The sequence below is a fragment of the Methylobacter sp. BBA5.1 genome, assembly GCF_000746145.1.
GTDB lineage: Bacteria > Pseudomonadota > Gammaproteobacteria > Methylococcales > Methylomonadaceae > Methylobacter > Methylobacter marinus.
In genome coordinates, this window is record NZ_JQKS01000002.1 from 76,590 (window position 1) to 94,708 (window position 18,119).

Below are 18,119 nucleotides of genomic sequence, written 5' to 3' on the forward strand. Positions count from 1 at the left end.
CATGTCCAAATGTATAAACTGGCGCCAATCAACAGCCTTTCAATTCTGCGCCGCCCACTCCTGCAATTGAGCCACCACCCATGCCCCGTCATCCAGCGGCAGGTCATGGCCGGCCCAGGGATGGCTGCAGTAGCGCCAATGCCATTTTCGGTAGATGTCGACCGAGCACTCCGGCGCGACCAGGCGGTCGCCCCAGGCATTCAGCAGTAAAACGGATTGCTCGGGCCGCCGGTCGCAGGGCCGATAGCGCGCCGCGGCCCTGATCTGGCGCCAGCTGTTTTTAAGGCTGACCGGCCGTTCCCGCTGGATGCTTTCCCAGTCCTTGAGCGTCCGTTCATCCGGCGTGCGGTTGCTGACCAGCGCCAGGATCGCCGCTTCGCGCCGGCGCAGGTTCCGCGTCAGCGCCAGCGCCGCCAGCCGGACTAAGCTCTGCCAGCGCAGCCGCTGATAGCTTGGGCTTAAACCGGCAAAACTGGTATTGATCAGCGCCGCGCCGCAGATATCGCCCGGATACGACAACATCCATTCGAAGGCGACCATCGCCCCCAATGACAGCCCCAGCACCGTGACCGGCTGTTGCAGCAGGCCGGCCTGCCGCGCCTGCGCGCGCACCTGGCGCGTGATCTGGCGGATCGAGTCCGGACTGGCTTCCCGGCAGTAGCGTCCGGTGCCGGGCAGATCCAGCGCCGTGATTCCGGCCTCGGGGAACGCCGCCCGCAGCAGCGGCACGAAGTCACCCCAATGCGCCGATTCGCGGCTCAGTCCGCGCAGCAGAATCCAGTTGCGGCCCAGCTGCCGGGAATCGTGCAAGCCGAAGTTACTTGGTGTTTGCGCCTTATCCATACCAGAGATCGTTCGCCTTGTTGTGATACAGAATTCTCTCCCGTTCCTCCAACTGCGCCCACGGCTTCGGATAAAGCAGGCTGCGATGCAGGAAATCGAACAACATGAAATGCCGGCGGAAAATGCGCTGCTGCCGGTGCGGCAGCAGCGGATGAAACCACCCGTGCCGAGAGAACAGATGCAGCGGGCTTTTACGCAGCCACAGCCAGGAGCCCATTTCCAGGGTCAACGGCATGAAGATGCGCCCGTCGGCATGTTGCTGCCGGAAGCTATCAAACAGATAATCCCACAGATCGCCGTTGATCACGTACTCCAGGCACATCGGCTCGATCTTGTAGATATGATGCCGGTAACAGCGATCGAGCAGTTCCTTTAAAGCCAGGGCTTCGGCCACCATGGGAAACGGCGTTCTGCGCCCGGCATAGGGAAACCACAGGCGGTCCCTTATGCCGAAGCCCGAGTGCAAATCCAGCGCCATGGACATCGGCGAACCGAACAACTGCCGGTCCACGATACGGCAGACCGCCTGCGTCTCTTGCTCCATGTTCAGCGTATCGCCGCGATACCAGGGCAGCCGGGGCGTCAGCCGGTGGCCGCTGTAGATCCGCGTGGCGCCCTCGCCTTCCACCGGCGCATTGCGCATCAGATCGACGCCGTTGCCGTTGCTGCGCATACCGAAGCAGACGCCGACCGGATTCACGACCGGCACGAACACCAGCCGCGATTTTTCAAGCCGTGCCAGAAACTCCTCGTCCCAGTCCATGAGCTGGCTGATGCTCTGCATATAGGACAGGATAACCTCCGAACCGATTTTCTCCAGGCCGTGCACGCCGCCGAACAGCGCCAGCACGGGCACATCGGGCCGATCGGAGCCGAGCGTGATGCACTGAATCGGGAACTCATGGTCCCGGTATTGAATCCGCTCCACCTCCTCGACGCGCGCCCGGTCGCCCAGTTGCTCGATAATGCGGTTAAGCTGTTCGAGTTCCGGAAAAGTCTTAATGCCCATCAGACAACAGTTTGCGGCTTCTTATCGATAGCCAGCGGCTCAAGTTCCCGCACCAAGGCGATTTTTCTTACGATGCGGTCTCTCGCCTCGGCACCGACGACATGGCGTGTATCGCTGGCGACCGTAATGACCGGCAGAAAGCTGATTCGGGCCTCGATTTTTTCCAGCGTCAGCATCCGGATTAAATGCGGCACGAACGCATCGTTGCCGATAAAAGGCGCAAGCGCCCTAGCCTCGCCCCGGTATTGCAGCGCCACCGGCTGAATCGCCGATTGCGTCAGCAAGGCCGGCTGAAAGAGCGACGGATGAAAGTGCAGAACCTCGTCGCCGCACGTCGTGGTGCCTTCCGGAAAAGCGATAATGTGACGGTTCTGCTGTAGCAGTCCGGCCATGGCGTCAGCGGTCGCCCGGATCTGCCGCTTGTCGCCGCGCCGGATAAAAATCGTGCCGGCCTGCCGGGCCAGATAGCCGATCACGGGCCAGCCTGAAACGTCGCTCTTGGCGACGAAACAAGCCGGCAGGCAGCGGCCGATCACAAGAATATCGAGCCAGGAGATATGATTGGAGACCAGCAGGGCGCCCCGTCCGGACGGTTCGCCCTCGACCACTGTCCTCAGGCATAAAACGGCACCGAACAGTTTGAGCCAATGCGTCTTCAGCGCATCGTGCCTGACTCTGGCCTCCTCGGCCGAATATAGCCAGGTGATGGCGGGAAAAATACCGGCGGCGATAATCAGTCCATAGCTGAACAGCAGAATAATCAGTAAAAGTCTATAGCACAGCCGCGCAACGATCGTCATGAAGTCCTTGATAGTCTCTCATATAATGCTTGCTGTAACGGGCCTGCAGTTGATCCAGCGGCAGCAACATGAACAGATCCATGCAGTTGAAGTCCGCATCCCAACAAGGCTCGCCGCAGACCAGCGCGCCGAAGCGCAGGTAAGCCTTCAGCAAGGGCGGGATGCCCGATTCATCGCGCTGGCAGCGCAGGGCTTCGGGCACCGGCACGCACGGGCGGACCTGCATCGAAGCCGGCGCCTTGTTTTTAGCATCAATGCCGCGATATACCGCATCGACGGCAAAACCGCTGGGGCCGGGCGTAATACTGGCGCAACCCAGCAAATAATTAAATCCGCCTTCCAGCGCGTATTGCACCAGCCCCGTCCACAATGTGGTCAATACCGCGCCGCCGCGATAATCCGGGTCTACGCAGGTGCGGCCGATTTCCAGGAAACGGCCCGGCAGGGTCAAGACCCGGTCCAGCTCGAACTCGCTTTCCGAGTAAAAGCGACCCAGGCGCTGGGCCTGGTATTGGTTGAGCATGCGCGTGTAACCGACGATTTTGCCTGTGACGTTATCGAACACCACCAAATGCTCGCAATAATCGTCCACTTCGTCATAATCCAGGCCTTCCGCGCCGGTCTTGAGTTTGGCCCCCATCTCGCCGGCGAACACCCGGTAGCGCAAAACCTGGGCTTGTCTTATCAGCTCTTCCGAATGGGCAATGAAGCATTCCAAGCGCCTGGCCGGTTTGATTCGTACTGTTGCATCTATGTTCTTCATGTCTCATCAACGGGTGAAATTACGATAGCGCTACAATAAGCACTCAAGATGTCAGCAGTGTGTCCGGTCTATGAACATTGCGTGACAAAAAGCGGCATATCCGTCCGATGACGCGCAGGCTGTAGGGTCGAACTTGTGCCTCATAAGGTATTCGAGCCCTGACGTTTACTGTTCGCTATGGCAGTGCAGTGCGAATGAATTCGCACCTACGCGTGCATGGCCTCATGGCGCGGAGGATTTCAGTCCTTGTCGGTATCGGCTATTTTTCGCGACCTGCGGGTCATTCGGAAGGAGCGACTACTGGCTTGCACGGAAAGGCAGCAGTGCTCCTGGAGAAGACAAACGCCGGCAATGACCTCTGGCCGCTGTACGCATGCTGTATCAGAATTTATTGCCGATCGATTTCAGAGACGATAAGTGGCGCAATGCACGGGTCTTGCGCCACAGCTTTTCTGTTTGCGGATGAAGTTTAAACAGCCGAATGATCAATCGCTTAACATCATTGGAGGCTTTGAGCATGATAGAGAGACCGACTATCATGGTCGGCAAGCCGAACGGAACCGGCAGCGGGAACAGGATCATTCCTATCACAAAGACGACGCCGCCGATCGTCATCAGAAGAGATTTTCTCAGCACGGATCAAGCCGCCCGCGCATAAGCCGGTGCCGGCGCTTTTTTCCGATCAAGCAGCGCCTGGCCTTCTTCCCGCCATCTGATCAGCGCCAGCCGGCCATCGTCATGCTCGACCAGAGCCGTGCAGCTTTCCACCCAGTCGCCGCAATTGCAGTAAGTTTTGCCGAACTCCATTTGCGTGATGTCGGCATGATGGATGTGGCCGCAAATAACGCCATCGACCTGCTTTTTCTGCGCCTCCAGTCCCAGGACATGCTGATAGTTATCCATAAAGCGGGCGATGTTCTTGACTTTATTCTTCAAAAACGCCGACAGAGACCAATGCTTGTAGCCCAGCAGCGAGCGAATATGGTTATACCAGCGATTGATGACCAACAGTATCTCGTACGCCTCGCCGCCGATATACGCCAGACTTTTGTTATGGCAGACCATGCTGTCGAATTCGTCGCCGTGCAGAACCAGAAACCGACGCCCGTCCCGCGTTTCATGCACGGCATTGAGCCGGATATCGATGCCGTTAAAATACATGCCGGCATGCTTGCGGAACGGCTCGTCATGGTTGCCGGGAATATAAAGCACGCGCGTGCCCTGCTCGGCCTTGTTAAAAATCCGCTGCACGATATCGCTGTGCAGGGCCGGCCAGTAAAAGCCGTTCCTGAATTTCCACAAATCGATGATATCGCCGACCAGGTAAAGCGTATCGCAGTCGACATGATCGAGAAAATCCCGTAATTGCTCGGCTTTACAGCCTTTAGTTCCCAAGTGCGTATCTGAAATCCAGACTGATCGGTAATGTAATGACATGGCAACGACCATAAAAAATTGAGATAGCACTACCATACCCATTCATTATTACAGCATGTTAACGTTTTGATGACGAAGAGGTTACACAATGGGCGTCATGGATGGGGAGCGGGAGACAGAGCCCTGGGCGGCGTTGCCAATGAGCCATTATTTTAACAGCCGGGGCCTGTGCGACAGAATAATTGTGTTAGACACAAAGGCTGTGCTAGAGTTCGGTCCGAATTGTGCGCGGGTCCGGTGTAATGTATGGCGCCTGTTTGGAGCGGGATGTTTAATCATCAACCCAAGCGGCCCTGTTCCCTGATGGAACACGCCGTTTTCACCGCTCACCCGGGATTTCGGCTTGTAACTCCAACGCCATTTGGATGAGCCATACCGCGATTGATGCGCTTCGCCTGGAACGTCTGCTATCGGGTCGGCACATCCTGCCGCGCAAGCCGCTTTCGCAATAATAGCAATAACTTGAGCAATATGATTTTTTCTTATGTGGGAAGCAGAAGTTTAACTACTCACTGATGTTACGCGGCCAGTTGAAGTTAGATCGATTTAATTAACTGATGTTACGCACGGAAGATTTTATCCCGTTTGCCGCGCCGAGCACCGCAGCTTTCGGCGAGAACAGCCCGAAGGGGCGCTGCATGGATGCAGCGCGTTGCCAAAGGGACAGGAAGTCCCTTTTGGCAACCCTCGTCGAAAGTGAGGAGCGCAAGGAAAAAGCGGCAACGGGCGGCCTTTTCTTTGGTTACTTTCTTTTGGCCGCACAAAGACAAATTCGCCAGGAGCGAATTTGGTCAGCTTTAGCTGACCCGAAGGGAGAAGCCCAAGGATGGGCTTCTCAGCGTAACTCGCCTTCGGGTGCGATAAACCCGATTAAATAAAAACGTCGCGCTAGCGACACTTTATTAAATCGATCTAACTTCAACTGGCCGCGTAACATCAGGTCTTAAAACTGTCATGTTCCACAATATTGCTGGCCTGCTTGAAATGGCGGTTTGCTGCGCGAAACCGCCCTACTTCACTGCCTTCTTTAATGGCCGAAACTGGCTCAATTCCATTGGCCATTGACACAATTTTGCAATCTTTTTAGCGTACAGTTGAGCATCACAAGCTTTACGCTTTATAAGGTTAAATATGCGAAAAAATCAACACCCTTCGACATCAAAAATAGAATCTGCCTTTTTAGCTGATATTTTTGAACGACTACTCGATTTGAAGGAGAAAATGACACTCGGCATCGATCCCGAACAAGACAATCTCTCTTTACTCAACCTGCACCACTACCTCAACCTGCGAAAATACGATTTCTCACAACTGCAAGATGATCTCACCAAAGTGGGACTTTCTTCATTCGGACGATCCCAAGCCCATATGGAAGCGAGCGTGAATGTCGCCCTAGAGATACTTTCCATAGCATTAAACAAAGGGCTCCCTCATCAAAAATCCCGCTTAAGCTATGAAGCCTCTCATGCGATCATGGATAAAAATGCTCAAATTTTTTCCAATATTGGCAATAAAACCAAGATTATGATTACCGTCCCCACGGATTACCATGAGAACTGGTTTAGTGATCTCTCACGAGAGGGGGCACACCTGTTTCGTATCAACACCGCGCACGACACCCCTGATGCATGGAGCAAGATGGCAAAAGAAATCAAAAAAGTCTCGTCCGAAGATAAAGATTTAAAAATCTACGTCGATCTCTCGGGTCCGAAAATCCGAACCAGCCTAAAAAAATCGAAAAAACCGGATAAAGAAAAAAAGATTAAAGTGTTTTGCGGTGACAAAATCTTTATTCATACCAGCGATTCGTCACCATCGGAAAAAGAAACAAAACATTATGATGCCGTCATAGGATGTACATTGGATAAAGTCGGAAGCTTAGTCAAAGTCGGAGATCCTATCTTTTTAGACGATGGAAAAATCGAACTTTGTATTGATGAAATCTTTGGTGAAAACATCGTGTGCAGCGTTATAACGCACAGTGATGAGGGGAGTAAAATTAAAGACGAAAAGGGGATCAATTTTCCAAATAGCGACATCGCGCTCCATGCCATCTGTGATCATGATAGAGAAGTTCTCCCACATATCTGCGAATACGCGGACATTATCGGTATTTCTTTTACCCAAATGCCTGAAGATATTACCGATCTAATCGACGAACTCGAAAAATTAGGAAAAAAAGGGGAGATTTCGATTGTTGCAAAAATAGAAACCAAAAAAGGGGTTCACAACCTCCCGGCCATCCTCGAAACACTCATCAAGTACGGAAATTCCGGCATCATGATCGCACGGGGTGATTTGGCTATCGAAATCGGATTTGAAAACCTAGCCTATATGCAAGAAGAGATCCTCGATCTCTGTACGGCGGCGCATATACCCGTCATCTTGGCAACTCAAGTGCTTGAGAACAAAATGAAAACCAACATCCCAAGCCGCGCCGAAATCTCTGATGTTGCCTTTGCCCACAAAGCAGAATGTGTAATGCTCAATAAGGGGGGGTATACCCTAGAGACGATCAAAATCATCAGAACGATTTTTGCCCAAATGGATTTGATTTTTCGAAAAAACAAACTGCTCTACAATCCAAGCTTTCAGTGGAAATAGAATATCGGCTTCGGTAAAGTCGAACCGTTCATCGACGAATCCACTGATTCCAAGAAGCGACGGAGATATTTTTGATGTGAATGAGCCTAAACACCGTGAGGTCCTCATCTTTCGCTATCCGAACAATAATCAATAGGGGGCAGACTCTATTGATGACCTTATTGACCTTTGAGGGTTGTGCCATCAGGCAAGTCGCGATGTATACCCAAAGGGCATAAAGGCATCGCTCCCACGGAAACGGCCATAACCTGAAAGAATAATCGAGTTTATTTTTAACTGAATCCGCACCTGCGGTAGTATAAAAACCGGATGCCGTAAAAAATATTCCTGCTTCGTCTCATTTCCGCGCAAGCAGAAGCCAGAATCAGGCGGATTTGTGTTTTAATGGCTGAGCGCTACCCGTAAAGCAAAATTACCCAGCATGAGGATGAAAAGCATGTCGTTTATCCATAAATCCATGAGCACTTTAGTCTACTGCCTGCCGATATTCACTGGCCTTGCGCATGCCGATGCGTACGTTAACACGACCGGCGGCACTGTTGCCGTCTCGGGGAAGGGCGTGGTTATCATCAACGGCAAAGTGGTTTCCGGCGATGCGGTGACGGCCAGCGGCCCTGAGCAGACGGAGGAAAGATCGGTTCCCCCCTACAATGACATCCAGATCGATGCGCCTGTACAGATGACCTATGAGGTATCGGATACCCGCGCGCTAAAGGTGACCGCGCCCGCGAATGTGTTGCCGCTGCTTTCCACGAGCGTCGTTGACGGGCGCTTGACTGTTGATCTTAAAGGCTCGGTTGTCAGCCTGAACGATCCCATCCTCGTTGATGCCTCGGGGCCAAGCCCGCGGTCCGTCACCCTCTCGGGAGCCGGTTCCGCCAATTTCATGAACCTGTCCGGCCCGGCCGTAACCCTGAATGTCAATGGCTCAAGCAAAATTGTGGCGACCGGGAGCGTGACACAATTGACCGCCTCGATAAGCGGTTCCGGCCGCCTTGATGCATCGTTGCTTCAGGCTGAGGAAATCAATCTGTCTGCTTCAGGGGCCGCCAATGTATCGGCATTCGCCTCCCGCTCGATTGCTGGCGATATTTCAGGGGCGAGCCGTGCCATCATCGCTGGCGCTCCTGCCCGCCGAAAGGTGGCGGTTTCCGGGGCCGCGAAGATTACCTATCGCTAAAAACAAGGTTTATGAGTTGCTGAAGCAATGAAGCGCGCCGGCCGCAAATGCCGCGTTTATTGTCGGCCGATACGTCCCATGCGTCAGTTATAGTTCGGCTATCAATTCCGTTACCGCCATCTCGCAGGAGCCGCAGCCCGCGCAGGCGCCTGTCAGCCTGGATATGGTGTCCAGGTCGTCGATGCCGTTGCCGACAAGCTCCTTGATTTTCTCCCTGGTCGTGCCGCTGCAGTAGCAAATAAAGTCGTTGTTGTTCAGGTTAATATCATTCATCTGGATTAAGTGCGTGGGATGGACCAAACGCGCGCCCATCGGGCTGGCGTTTCAAATGCCGGACATTTTATCATGCATGCGCCATCCTGTGCCGCTCGCAAAAAACATAGGCCGGGCAAGTTCCCACCCGGTATCTAACCAGTTCTCCGTTCCGTTGGAGCGAACGTTTTCGGGCCAACGGAATGCCAGCCCCCGCTACTCGGTGTCGCAGCCCAGCGAACTTACGCTGCCGGGCGCTTTTTTGGTCCGTTTCATGCGCTCGCCTGGCTCCTGATTAAAGCCTTCGGCCTGTAAACGCCAGAGCGTTTCGAACACGCCGCCGCGCCGACGCAGTTCATGAGGCTGCCCGTATTCGACAATCCGCCCCTGGTGCAGCACGACAATGTGGTCGAAGCAGGAGAGCGTCGACAGCCGGTGCGCCACCGCCAGCACCGTGCGGCCTTGCATCAGCTGGCTCAGCGCGGCCTGGATTTCGGTCTCGGCTTCGGTATCAAGCGCCGAAGTGGCTTCGTCGAGAATCAGGATAGGCGCGTCCTTGAGAAAAGCGCGGGCCAGCCCCAGGCGCTGGCGCTGGCCGCCGGAGAGCATCACGCCGCGTTCGCCGACCAGGGTCTCATAGCCGCTCGGCAGTTCGCGGATAAAGCCATCGCAGAAGGCGTGCCGCGCGGCTTCGTACACCTGCTCGTCGGTCGCATCGGGACGGCCGTAGCGGATGTTCTCCAGAATGGTGCGGTTGAACAGCGCCGTCTCCTGCGGCACCACGGCGATTTTCTCCCGTAGGCTGTCCTGGCTGACACCGCGAATATCCTGGCCGTCGATCAGAATACGCCCGCCCTGCACGTCGTCGAGGCGCTGGATCAGACTGATCAGGGTGGATTTGCCGGCACCGGAGGGGCCGACGATGCCGACCTTTTGCCCGGCCGGAATGTGCAGGCTGAAGTCCTTGAATACCTCGCGGCGGCCCCGGTAGCTGAAGTGAATGTCCTCGAAGTCGATGCGGCCTTCCTCCAGGGTCAGGCCGACCTCGGGATCATCCAGGCTGTGCGGCTGGTTGATGATGCGCAGAGTGTCGGCAATGGCGCCGATCTGCTGGGTGCTGTCCACCAGCGCCAGGGCCAGATCGCGCGAGCCGTGCAGGATGCGGAAAGTCAGCGCGCTGACCATGACCACATCGCCGGTGGTGACATTGCCGGCCAGCCACATGTTGATGGCCCAGACCAGCATACTGCCGGCCATCAGCGACAGGCAGATATCGTGTATCACCCGGACTTTTTCCAGATACATCCAGCTGTGCCGCTGGGCGTGCGCTTCGTGGCCGATCTCCCGGGCCAGACGTTCGCTTTCGCGGTCGCGGGCCGAGAACGCCTTGATGGTCCAGACATTGGACACGGCATCGACCAGTTCGCCGCCGACCCGCGCGGCCTGAGCGGCGAACTGCTGGTGCTTGTCGCGGCCGCGGATGCCGAAGCCGGTAATCAGCGCGGCAACCACGAGCACGAAGCCGATCAGCGCCAGTGCCATGCGCTGGTCGACGCTAAGCAGCACGATCACGGCACCGAGGAAATCGACGATGGGCGGCACGATCTTCCAGATCAGCCCGCCGTAAACCATGCCCGACGCATTGCCGAGCGCCGAGATCCGGTTGCCCAGCGAGCCCGCCGAATGCTCGTTGAAATAGCGCATTGAATGGCCTGTCAGGTATTTGAACAGATCGACGCGGATATCCGCGCAACTGGCTACGACCGTGCGGCAGCCTAGCCAGCCGCCGAGGCGCCACAGGATATTCTCGATGACGATCAGGCCGATCAACAGCCCCAGGGAGAACCAGACCTTGCCATGCTCCCGGTCTCCGCCGGCCATGGCATCGACCAGCAGCTTCATGCCGTATTGCACCGCCACCGCGCAAAGCGCGCCGCCGATGATAAGACTCATCAGTCCCGCGAAGCGCCAGGGACGTATCCCCATATAATGCCAGAGAAAGGCCAGCGGCTTGCTGGGCAAAGGCTTGGTTTTCGAATCGGGATTGTTCATGGGCGGGCAGTCAATTGTTGAGGTGGTTTTGACGGCGGCGGAGCCGGGTTGGCAGTCGCGGCGTGCCGGCAAGCCCTGCACGTTCGCTTCTTGCGCCATGGCGGCGCAACGTCAGGATGCGTCAAATCAGAGGATACAGCCGGTATCAGGAACAACATCGGTACGATCGGCATGTGCTCTGCATGGGCTTATGGAATAGGTGCCGGTCAGCAAGTCCGGCTTCCCCGCTCGCGGTTCATTAGCGACGGTCTGGCACCCGGCCGGCGCCGGTCCCGGACAGCCTTAATCCCGGCAGGCCTATTACCAGCGGCATGAGCGTTTCGGGCTCCGCCAGCTGTTGCCTGTTATCCGAATCCAGGTTGCCAACGCCCATGATGCAGCCAGTGGCATCGCCGGCCGTCCCGTCCGGAAATGCCAACCCGCCGCTGAGGAGAAAAACGGCCGGGGGCGTGGCGCAGCCGTTTTCGAGGCCGGAATCGGCCAGGATCTTACCGGTGGAGTTGCCTTGGAAGGCGATGACCTGGAAGAAGACGAGGATGCCGCTGTAGCTCCAAAGAAAATGGTAACTGACTGACTCAGGGGCTGTCGCCGAGAAGAGTCCGCTTTTCCCGGCGAAATCCGCGCCCCGTTTCAGGCTGTAGCTCAGGTCCCGGTCAGTGAACGTATTGATAACGGCTGATGGGATTCCGGACCCTGTGATGGACCAGGCAACTGGACTCGCCATGACAGCCTGGCGGCTGGCAGGCAACAATCCTCCGCAAAGCAAAAGCAGTACAGCAATGGTGAACCCGAGTCTTGGCGTTCTCAGTAAACTCTCAAGGACTCTCATGCATGCCTCCTTTTCTGAACCCGTCAGTTTGATTGCCTTGATCAAGGTAAGTTTCGCAATAAAAAGCAAGCCATCGATAAAAAAGCAAACCCCACGCCAGAGCAAAAAACAGCAACTTCTTCAATAAGTTATGCTAAAAATCATCGATAGCGGAAACCGTTGCTGTCAAATTCCTCGACAGTTTTCCATATTCATCCCGGCCAAGCCGGCGGCAGGCCGGGACTGTTCCACATCCATTCTCAACAAACACTCAAAAGGCATTACCGGGCGTGGGCTTTTCACTAAAATGGATCAGGCTAGGTTTCTTGAATTGCTGAAGAACAATTCCCGCCGGACAGACGCCGGCGGGTTCATCAATCATGCTTCATCACAGAAAAGAGGTCTGCCATGTCTATGAAACGAATTTGCTTGCATATTGCATTCATCCTGATGCTCAACCCGTTTTCCGGTTCCGCATGGTCCGCCGAGCCGGACTGGCAAGTTGATCATGTCTTGCCCTTCTCTTTCCTGTTCGGCACCCACATCGACAGCCATCAGCAAAGCCAGTTGCTGCATAACGGCGATATCTATGGCTTCCTGTACATCACTTATACCGGCGAGGTCACGCCCGAAGGCTATCCCGTGGCACGGCATTGTGGTGATGATACACCGGCCAATGCGTGCGTAATCGGCTGGTTCCTGAACGGCAAGCCAGGCAAGGCCACGTTTCTCTACCATAACATGGACCACCCGGTCTGGCTGGTAGACAGCCGCAACGATATCCCGCAACCGGGCAGTCATGCTTTTTTCCACTGGATCACGGACCAGAGCACCGATCCACGCCCGGTTACGGATGCTCGCTGCAATGCGGCGATGCCTCCAGAACTCGAGCCGGGAGCCGTCTGCCCCGGCTATTTTATTGAGCTCCGGGCGTTAAAACGATTTGCCTTCGAGCATGGCGGCGAGCGTATCCTGGTCGATCCGGGCATCGATATCTCGACCCATCTGAATATCGTCGCCAGTACGTCGAGTGACGGCGGATAGGGTGATGACTAAACGCAGCTAGCCTGGGCCAGACGGTCATCGGCTTTATCGTGTTGCCTTCTGAACCGTCGCCGCGAGAATCGATCAAACAATTTGTCCTCAACGCAGAAGAGAGCATTATGAAACTACTCAAAGGCGCAGCCTTAATTCTTGTTGGTCTCGGCACCCATGCCCTGGCGGCAGAGGATCTGGTCAAGAAAGCGGCCGATGCGGGCCTTAAGCCAATCTCACAGAAGCATGCCGAACTCTTAAAGCTGATCGACAACCCCGACAACCCGATTACCAAGGACAAGCTTGAACTGGGGAATAAGCTCTATTTCGATCCCAGGCTCTCCAAGAGCAGCCTGATCAGCTGCAATACCTGCCACAACCTGGCCCTGGGCGGCGTTGACGGCATCCCTACCGCCATCGGCCATAGATGGGAGCACAACCCCCATCACCTCAACTCGCCGACCGTCTATAACTCGGCCTTCAACGTCAAGCAGTTCTGGGACGGCAGAAGCCCCGACCTCGAGGACCAGGCGACCGGCCCCATCGAGGCCGGACCGGAAATGGCCATGCCCACAGGGCTGGCCATAGAGCGCATTTCCTCTCTCCCCGAGTATGTGGACAGCTTCCGGAGGATCTTCCCCGACCAGCAAGATCCGGTGACACTGAAGAATATCGGCAAGGTGATCGGCGCCTTTGAACGCATGCTGGTCACGCCTTCCCGGTTTGACGCCTTCATGCACGGCCACAATGAAGCATTAACGGCCAAAGAGAAAGAAGGGCTTAAAACCTTCATCGATAAAGGCTGTACCTCGTGCCACAACGGCGTGGGCATAGGCGGCGCCTCCATGCAGAAATTTCCTACCGTCAAACCCTACAAATATGCCGATTTGGGCGATTTCAAAGGGGATGCCGACGGGATGGTCAAAGTGCCGTTGCTCAGAAACATCGCCGAAACCGCCCCTTATTTTCATAACGGCGCGGTATGGGACCTGAACGAAGCGGTCAAAATCATGGGAGAAACCCAGCTGGGCATCACCCTGACCGACCAGGAGGCAAACAGCATCGTCGCCTTTCTGCACAGCCTGACCGGCAAGAAGCCTGACGTGCATTACCCGATGCTGCCCGCATCCACCGAAAAAACGCCAAAACCCCAGGATGACTGAGGCCGGATAGAGAAACGGGCTTTAGCCGGAGCCGGCTAGCGCAATCAGCCGTTATCTGAAAACAACGGCTGTTGTAAAAATTGACTATTGTTATTGACAGGCCTGCCTGAAAAAATACAGTAGGGTACCAGACTGTGAAAGAATTAGTGAAAAGCGTCATAAAAAGCCTTATTCACCACGAAGATCACGAAGGACACGAAGAAAAAATAAAATTAATCAATAACTTAAAACTTCGTGTGCTTCGTGTCCTTCGTGGTTAAATCTTTTAAATTGAATACTTTCACAGTCTCGTACCCTACCGGATTTATGAAAACCTCTGGCGGCATAGCGCTACATGCGCCGCTTGATCGATATCGCCCCGCGTATGTCGCCGACCTTGTAACCGGTCGCCTTGTCTTCCGGATATTCCTCCGCCAACACCGCTTTCACGCCTGCCGGTATATCGTTCGATGAGCCATGGCATTGCAGGCACATCGGCTGGGTCGGTATCGCTTTCATGTAGCGGAACCAGCGCCCGTCTGGATCGTCAACGATGGCGATCTTTTCTATATCGGCGGCCGGCTTGCCATCGTGGAAGTCTCTGTCGAAATCCTCCAGCACCTGGCGTTCCCACTGATCCGGCAAACCTATCAACGGATTGCGGTTTTTCAGGGACACACGTTTGACCACCCGGCCGTCTTTCGAATAACCGGCCGCCATCGCCGGTGCAATGCGCTTGCAGACGCTGATCGCACTTTCCGGACTGCCGGCTTCCAGTTGCTTTTTCAACGTGCCGCCCAAGGTCTGCATGAACTCTTTTGCGATGTTGCGGCTTTCCTCCAGATAGCGCAGCCGATCCGTTCCGCTGCCCGCCGGTCCCGCAAGTGAAGACGCCGAAGCGATGAAAATCAAAAGGCTTTTGGCCATGAATTTTGGCATTTTCTTCTCCTGAATAGTGAAGGATTCATCATAACTCTGCTTACCGGCCGCTTGGATGCGCTGAATCAACCGCCTCATTCCACAGGCCGTTTGGACAGCTCAGCCGCTATTTCATCACGTTTTTCACCCGTATCCGGTTCAGTGTTCAATGCGGACCGTTCGGCCGACTTCAGACGCCACCAGGCGGCAAACAGGCTGCCGATGATCGAGTGGAAACTGGCCGAAATCGCCGACGGAACCGGCGCCAGCGCCATCTGCGCAAAACTGGACCTGGCCAGCACCGCGCCCAATCCGGAGTTCTGCATGCCGACTTCGATGGAGATCGTGCGACAGACCCGTTCTTCCAGCTTCAACAGCCGCGCCATCACGTAACCGAGCGTAAAGCCGCCCAGATGCAGCAGTGCCACCGCGCTCAGCAGCGGCAGCGCGGAATCCCTGATCGTGCCGGCATTCGCACCGATGATGCTGGCGCAGATCAGCGCGATAACGATCACCGAAACAAGGGGCGCGACAGGCATCACGGCCTGCACCAGACGGGGCGTATACCGGTTCAGCAGCATGCCCAGCGTCACCGGCAGAACCACAACCTGCAGGGTATTGAAAAACAGGCTCCAGGCATCGACCGGCACATAGGCGCCGGCCAGCCATCGGGTCAGCAGCGGCGTCATGATTACAGCCGCAAACGTGGAGCACATGGTCATCAGCACCGACAAGGCCACATCGGCGCGGGCAATATAGCTGACCACATTGGATGCGGTGCCGCCGGGGCAGCAGGCCACCAGAATCAGCCCGACCGCCAGCTGGGTCTCTAGCGCAAAGGCCGAAGCGATCGCCCAGCCCAGCAAGGGCATCACGGCAAATTGCGCGGCAATGCCGATCAAGACCGGCCGGGCAGAGCGCGTTACCCGGTGGAAATCCTCAAAGCTCAGCGTTATGCCCATGCCGACCATAATGACCGCCAGGCCCCAGACGATCATCGGGCCGCTGAACCAGGTAAACCAGGCGGGAAAAAACAGCGCCAAACCGCTGAAGATCAGCACCCAGAACGGAAAAAGATTGGCCAGCAGGTTGAATAAACGACTCACGATATTGCTCTATCCAGACAAAACGGCGATTGTATCACCGCCCCGGCTGCCATTCCGCATAAGCCGGCATAGCCTCGTATTCGAGCCACGGCACGTCATGCGATGTCCAGATGTGCATGACGGGTCTGACGCCCGGGTCTTCATCGAGGGTCGCGAGACGAACAATGACGTGAGGCTGGCCCGTGCGTTCAGCAACCAGATGCGAGCCGCACACGGAACAGAAATGGCGCAGCTTGCCCGGGGACGACTCGAACGATGACAGCCTGTCCTCGCCCCGCAGCCACCGGAAGTGCTCTCGCATGACGCCGGCGGTGGTGGCAAACGGCGCCGCATGCGCCTTTTTGCAGGTTCGGCAATGGCTGTGGCCGGCCGGCATGTCAATGCTGTCGATTTCGTACGCAATGGCCCCGCATAAACAACTACCTTTCATTTTCCCCTTCCTCGCTACCGATAATGGTAGCCTCTGACACGATAAGATGGATTGGTTGATCAGGCTGTTATCGACAAAAAGAAGCGCATCGATTCCGATTGATGCGCTTCACTGCATTCGGCACATCCTATCTGGCTGCCGGTTATGGCGTTATTGTGCTGGAATCGCATAGTGATAGACAAAAAACTGTTCATCGCGCCGCCAACCGGCCGATTGATACAGCGCTTGCGCCGTCTCGTTGCCGACTGCCGTCGACAGCGAAAGGCGCACCGCCCCCAATGATTCGCCGAACTCCACGGCCGCCGCCAGCAACAGCGAGCCGATGCCCTTCCGTCGACAGTTCTCGCGCACGAAAAGATCGTTGAGCACGAAGGTTCTGGCCAGCGAAACCGACGAAAAGCCCGGATAAAGCTGGGCAAAGCCGACAGGCACGTTCGCGTCATGGGCAATGAACACGACCGACTCGCCATGATTGAAGCGGGCCAATAAAAACTCGCGGGCGGCGCGAACATCGCTTTCGCGTCCATAGAACTGCCGATAGCCGTCAAACAAGGGCGCAAGCGCGTCGATATCCGACACCACAGCCTGGCGAATTGAAATAGTATTCATAACTCTCCTGTTTATGATTGTTCAATGAAAATACCGATAGCGTTTCAAAGCGCCGTGCGCGCAGGCTGCCGCTGATGGCCAGTATGCTTGTCATTTGCAATGATTGCCCCCTGGGGTTGTATCGGACATGATTTTTATCCCGAATGGTAAAAGAACGGTCACCTGATTGACATCATTGACGGCCCCGTTAAATAAAACGAATATTCGGCTCGCCCTGAGCCAGCAGCCAGCCGCTCAAGCCGAAAGAAGCGGACAGTTCCCAGCACTGCACGTGCTTGCTCTCGAGATAGGCGAGCGTTGCCGCCACGGAGCCCTGCCAGAACAAAGGCCAGCCCCACTGCCGTTGTTGTTTGAAGAACCGTGCGTTTTTGACCAGGAAAGGCTTGAGCGGTACGACTTTAATGTCACTGACGATATTTTCACCCATGTCACGTTCAAAATGATAACCCTCGACACCGCTGAATGCCACATTGACCCGGGAAATATCTGTTTTTGTTTCGGACGCCCAAAGCATCTGGAAAATGATTTGCCTGTTTTCACCGTCAACGGTGTAACCAATCAGTTGATAATCGTGCCAAGAGCCCATGAGCGAAGTCTAGTTAGTCATTGTAGAGTTTTCGTATGCCGTCTAATTTATTCAGGTTTTTAATATCAGTAAAAAGCGGTCCATGAATTTGCCGATCATTGATCATCCCATTCCGATATCAGTACATCGATTAATTTAATTGATGCATCTCAACCACGGATGCCCATCAAACCCGCCTCCAAGCTTTGCACGGCATAACTGTTGGGTGATCATTCTAACAGTCAGGATGCGCAACAAATGCTTGTTTAACCATTCGGCCGGTGATAGAGTCCGCTCCGAATTGTACACCGGCTGGATATTAAAACATGGCGCGTGTTCGAAAATTTAGCGATTAAATTCGATATCGGTACAGGTATTTCAGCAAATGAATTTACTAAAAGAATACGGCCTTTGTGGTTCAGTGCCGTGCGACATTAAAGGCCAGCCGCACCTGTCATGTTCATGCCAGTGCTGAGAATGTCAATAAACACTGGCTCTGGCCACTCGGCTGAATGTATAGTGCGCGGTGAATGCCTCATGCCATCGGGCGAATTAAAAATACCATG

The 18,119-nt window shown here is 55.2% G+C and carries 19 protein-coding genes; 5 read left to right on the forward strand and 14 right to left on the reverse strand.

The window, feature by feature from the left end; genetic code table 11:
* Positions 1–39: 39 nt before the first annotated feature.
* The 6 genes from EK22_RS01385 to EK22_RS01410 form a co-directional block, all read right to left on the reverse strand.
* A complete protein-coding gene (locus EK22_RS01385; protein WP_051961591.1) occupies positions 40–843 on the reverse strand; it encodes an alpha/beta fold hydrolase in 804 nt (267 codons plus the stop codon).
* On the reverse strand, positions 836–1,852 hold the full coding sequence (locus EK22_RS01390; protein WP_036247323.1) for a M14 family zinc carboxypeptidase: 1,017 nt from the start codon (positions 1,850–1,852) through the stop codon (positions 836–838). The genes EK22_RS01385 and EK22_RS01390 overlap by 8 nt, the downstream gene beginning before the upstream one ends.
* Positions 1,852–2,652: a lysophospholipid acyltransferase family protein gene (locus EK22_RS01395; RefSeq protein ID WP_036247324.1), complete on the reverse strand. Its 801-nt coding sequence runs from the start codon at positions 2,650–2,652 to the stop codon at positions 1,852–1,854. Before EK22_RS01395 ends, EK22_RS01390 begins: the two co-directional genes overlap by 1 nt.
* Positions 2,624–3,415, reverse strand: a complete 792-nt coding sequence (locus EK22_RS01400) for a GNAT family N-acetyltransferase (RefSeq protein ID WP_051961593.1) — start codon at positions 3,413–3,415, stop codon at positions 2,624–2,626. Before EK22_RS01400 ends, EK22_RS01395 begins: the two co-directional genes overlap by 29 nt.
* 381 nt (positions 3,416–3,796) lie before the next feature.
* On the reverse strand, positions 3,797–4,030 hold the full coding sequence (locus EK22_RS01405; protein WP_020158490.1) for a hypothetical protein: 234 nt from the start codon (positions 4,028–4,030) through the stop codon (positions 3,797–3,799).
* 24 nt (positions 4,031–4,054) lie between these two features.
* Positions 4,055–4,852: a UDP-2,3-diacylglucosamine diphosphatase gene (locus tag EK22_RS01410; RefSeq protein ID WP_036247604.1), complete on the reverse strand. Its 798-nt coding sequence runs from the start codon at positions 4,850–4,852 to the stop codon at positions 4,055–4,057.
* Positions 4,853–5,409: 557 nt separating this feature from the next.
* On the opposite strand from EK22_RS01410, the gene EK22_RS25145 reads away from it, so the two are divergent.
* From EK22_RS25145 to EK22_RS01425, 3 genes are all read left to right on the forward strand, one after another.
* Positions 5,410–5,730: a hypothetical protein gene (locus EK22_RS25145; RefSeq protein ID WP_036247327.1), complete on the forward strand. Its 321-nt coding sequence runs from the start codon at positions 5,410–5,412 to the stop codon at positions 5,728–5,730.
* 253 nt (positions 5,731–5,983) lie between these two features.
* Positions 5,984–7,456, forward strand: a complete 1,473-nt coding sequence (locus EK22_RS01420) for a pyruvate kinase (RefSeq protein ID WP_020158500.1) — start codon at positions 5,984–5,986, stop codon at positions 7,454–7,456.
* 436 nt (positions 7,457–7,892) lie between these two features.
* The gene (locus EK22_RS01425; RefSeq protein ID WP_161786367.1) at positions 7,893–8,636 is read left to right on the forward strand and encodes a GIN domain-containing protein; all 744 of its coding nucleotides are present in this window, start codon (positions 7,893–7,895) and stop codon (positions 8,634–8,636) included.
* A gap of 87 nt (positions 8,637–8,723) precedes the next feature.
* On the opposite strand, the gene EK22_RS01430 is transcribed toward EK22_RS01425, so the two are convergent.
* The 3 genes from EK22_RS01430 to EK22_RS01440 all read right to left on the reverse strand — a co-directional run bounded on the left by EK22_RS01430 (position 8,724) and on the right by EK22_RS01440 (position 11,769).
* Entirely contained in the window at positions 8,724–8,909 is a 186-nt protein-coding gene (locus EK22_RS01430) for a (2Fe-2S)-binding protein (RefSeq protein ID WP_027147129.1), read from the reverse strand.
* 195 nt (positions 8,910–9,104) lie between these two features.
* On the reverse strand, positions 9,105–11,039 hold the full coding sequence (locus tag EK22_RS01435; RefSeq protein WP_200882556.1) for an ABC transporter ATP-binding protein: 1,935 nt from the start codon (positions 11,037–11,039) through the stop codon (positions 9,105–9,107).
* A 139-nt stretch (positions 11,040–11,178) separates the two neighbouring features.
* Positions 11,179–11,769, reverse strand: coding sequence for a hypothetical protein (locus EK22_RS01440; protein ID WP_152564980.1), 591 nt, complete (start codon positions 11,767–11,769; stop codon positions 11,179–11,181).
* Between the two features lie 387 nt (positions 11,770–12,156).
* Here EK22_RS01440 and EK22_RS01450 point away from each other — a divergent pair, with 387 nt between their 5' ends.
* Together EK22_RS01450 and EK22_RS01455 are read left to right on the forward strand one after the other, a co-directional pair.
* Positions 12,157–12,792 carry a hypothetical protein gene (locus EK22_RS01450; RefSeq protein WP_152564981.1) on the forward strand — a complete coding sequence of 212 codons (636 nt, stop codon included), beginning with the start codon at positions 12,157–12,159 and terminating at the stop codon, positions 12,790–12,792.
* A gap of 119 nt (positions 12,793–12,911) precedes the next feature.
* Complete coding sequence (locus EK22_RS01455) at positions 12,912–13,946, forward strand: cytochrome-c peroxidase (protein WP_036247337.1); 1,035 nt, start codon at positions 12,912–12,914, stop codon at positions 13,944–13,946.
* Between the two features lie 330 nt (positions 13,947–14,276).
* Here the strand turns inward: EK22_RS01455 and EK22_RS01460 are convergent, their stop codons facing one another.
* The 5 genes from EK22_RS01460 to EK22_RS01480 all read right to left on the reverse strand — a co-directional run bounded on the left by EK22_RS01460 (position 14,277) and on the right by EK22_RS01480 (position 17,574).
* Positions 14,277–14,864, reverse strand: a complete 588-nt coding sequence (locus EK22_RS01460; protein ID WP_235209199.1) for a Tll0287-like domain-containing protein — start codon at positions 14,862–14,864, stop codon at positions 14,277–14,279.
* A gap of 74 nt (positions 14,865–14,938) precedes the next feature.
* Positions 14,939–15,949, reverse strand: a complete 1,011-nt coding sequence (locus EK22_RS01465) for a bile acid:sodium symporter family protein (RefSeq protein WP_036247339.1) — start codon at positions 15,947–15,949, stop codon at positions 14,939–14,941.
* 34 nt (positions 15,950–15,983) lie between these two features.
* Positions 15,984–16,379 (reverse strand): GFA family protein, encoded by a 396-nt coding sequence (locus EK22_RS01470; RefSeq protein WP_036247340.1) that lies wholly within the window; start codon positions 16,377–16,379, stop codon positions 15,984–15,986.
* 150 nt (positions 16,380–16,529) lie between these two features.
* The gene (locus EK22_RS01475) at positions 16,530–16,988 is read right to left on the reverse strand and encodes a GNAT family N-acetyltransferase (protein WP_036247342.1); all 459 of its coding nucleotides are present in this window, start codon (positions 16,986–16,988) and stop codon (positions 16,530–16,532) included.
* Positions 16,989–17,175: 187 nt separating this feature from the next.
* Complete coding sequence (locus EK22_RS01480) at positions 17,176–17,574, reverse strand: hypothetical protein (RefSeq protein ID WP_036247346.1); 399 nt, start codon at positions 17,572–17,574, stop codon at positions 17,176–17,178.
* Positions 17,575–18,119: the final 545 nt, after the last annotated feature.

Excerpts from the sequence above, each read along its gene's own strand:
- EK22_RS01400 (WP_051961593.1), bottom strand. The coding sequence starts at position 3,415 with ATGAAGAACATAGATGCAACAGTACGAATCAAACCGGCCAGGCGCTTG.
- EK22_RS01460 (WP_235209199.1), bottom strand. The coding sequence starts at position 14,864 with ATGCCAAAATTCATGGCCAAAAGCCTTTTGATTTTCATCGCTTCGGCG.
- EK22_RS01470 (WP_036247340.1), bottom strand. The coding sequence starts at position 16,379 with ATGAAAGGTAGTTGTTTATGCGGGGCCATTGCGTACGAAATCGACAGC.
- EK22_RS01395 (WP_036247324.1), bottom strand. The coding sequence starts at position 2,652 with ATGACGATCGTTGCGCGGCTGTGCTATAGACTTTTACTGATTATTCTG.
- EK22_RS01440 (WP_152564980.1), bottom strand. The coding sequence starts at position 11,769 with ATGAGAGTCCTTGAGAGTTTACTGAGAACGCCAAGACTCGGGTTCACC.
- EK22_RS01410 (WP_036247604.1), bottom strand. The coding sequence starts at position 4,852 with ATGTCATTACATTACCGATCAGTCTGGATTTCAGATACGCACTTGGGA.
- EK22_RS01480 (WP_036247346.1), bottom strand. The coding sequence starts at position 17,574 with ATGGGCTCTTGGCACGATTATCAACTGATTGGTTACACCGTTGACGGT.
- EK22_RS01435 (WP_200882556.1), bottom strand. The coding sequence starts at position 11,039 with ATGGCGCAAGAAGCGAACGTGCAGGGCTTGCCGGCACGCCGCGACTGC.
- EK22_RS01425 (WP_161786367.1), top strand. The coding sequence starts at position 7,893 with ATGTCGTTTATCCATAAATCCATGAGCACTTTAGTCTACTGCCTGCCG.
- EK22_RS01450 (WP_152564981.1), top strand. The coding sequence starts at position 12,157 with ATGTCTATGAAACGAATTTGCTTGCATATTGCATTCATCCTGATGCTC.
- EK22_RS01430 (WP_027147129.1), bottom strand. The coding sequence starts at position 8,909 with ATGAATGATATTAACCTGAACAACAACGACTTTATTTGCTACTGCAGC.
- EK22_RS01475 (WP_036247342.1), bottom strand. The coding sequence starts at position 16,988 with ATGAATACTATTTCAATTCGCCAGGCTGTGGTGTCGGATATCGACGCG.
- EK22_RS25145 (WP_036247327.1), top strand. The coding sequence starts at position 5,410 with ATGTTACGCACGGAAGATTTTATCCCGTTTGCCGCGCCGAGCACCGCA.
- EK22_RS01405 (WP_020158490.1), bottom strand. The coding sequence starts at position 4,030 with ATGACGATCGGCGGCGTCGTCTTTGTGATAGGAATGATCCTGTTCCCG.
- EK22_RS01390 (WP_036247323.1), bottom strand. The coding sequence starts at position 1,852 with ATGGGCATTAAGACTTTTCCGGAACTCGAACAGCTTAACCGCATTATC.
- EK22_RS01455 (WP_036247337.1), top strand. The coding sequence starts at position 12,912 with ATGAAACTACTCAAAGGCGCAGCCTTAATTCTTGTTGGTCTCGGCACC.
- EK22_RS01385 (WP_051961591.1), bottom strand. The coding sequence starts at position 843 with ATGGATAAGGCGCAAACACCAAGTAACTTCGGCTTGCACGATTCCCGG.
- EK22_RS01420 (WP_020158500.1), top strand. The coding sequence starts at position 5,984 with ATGCGAAAAAATCAACACCCTTCGACATCAAAAATAGAATCTGCCTTT.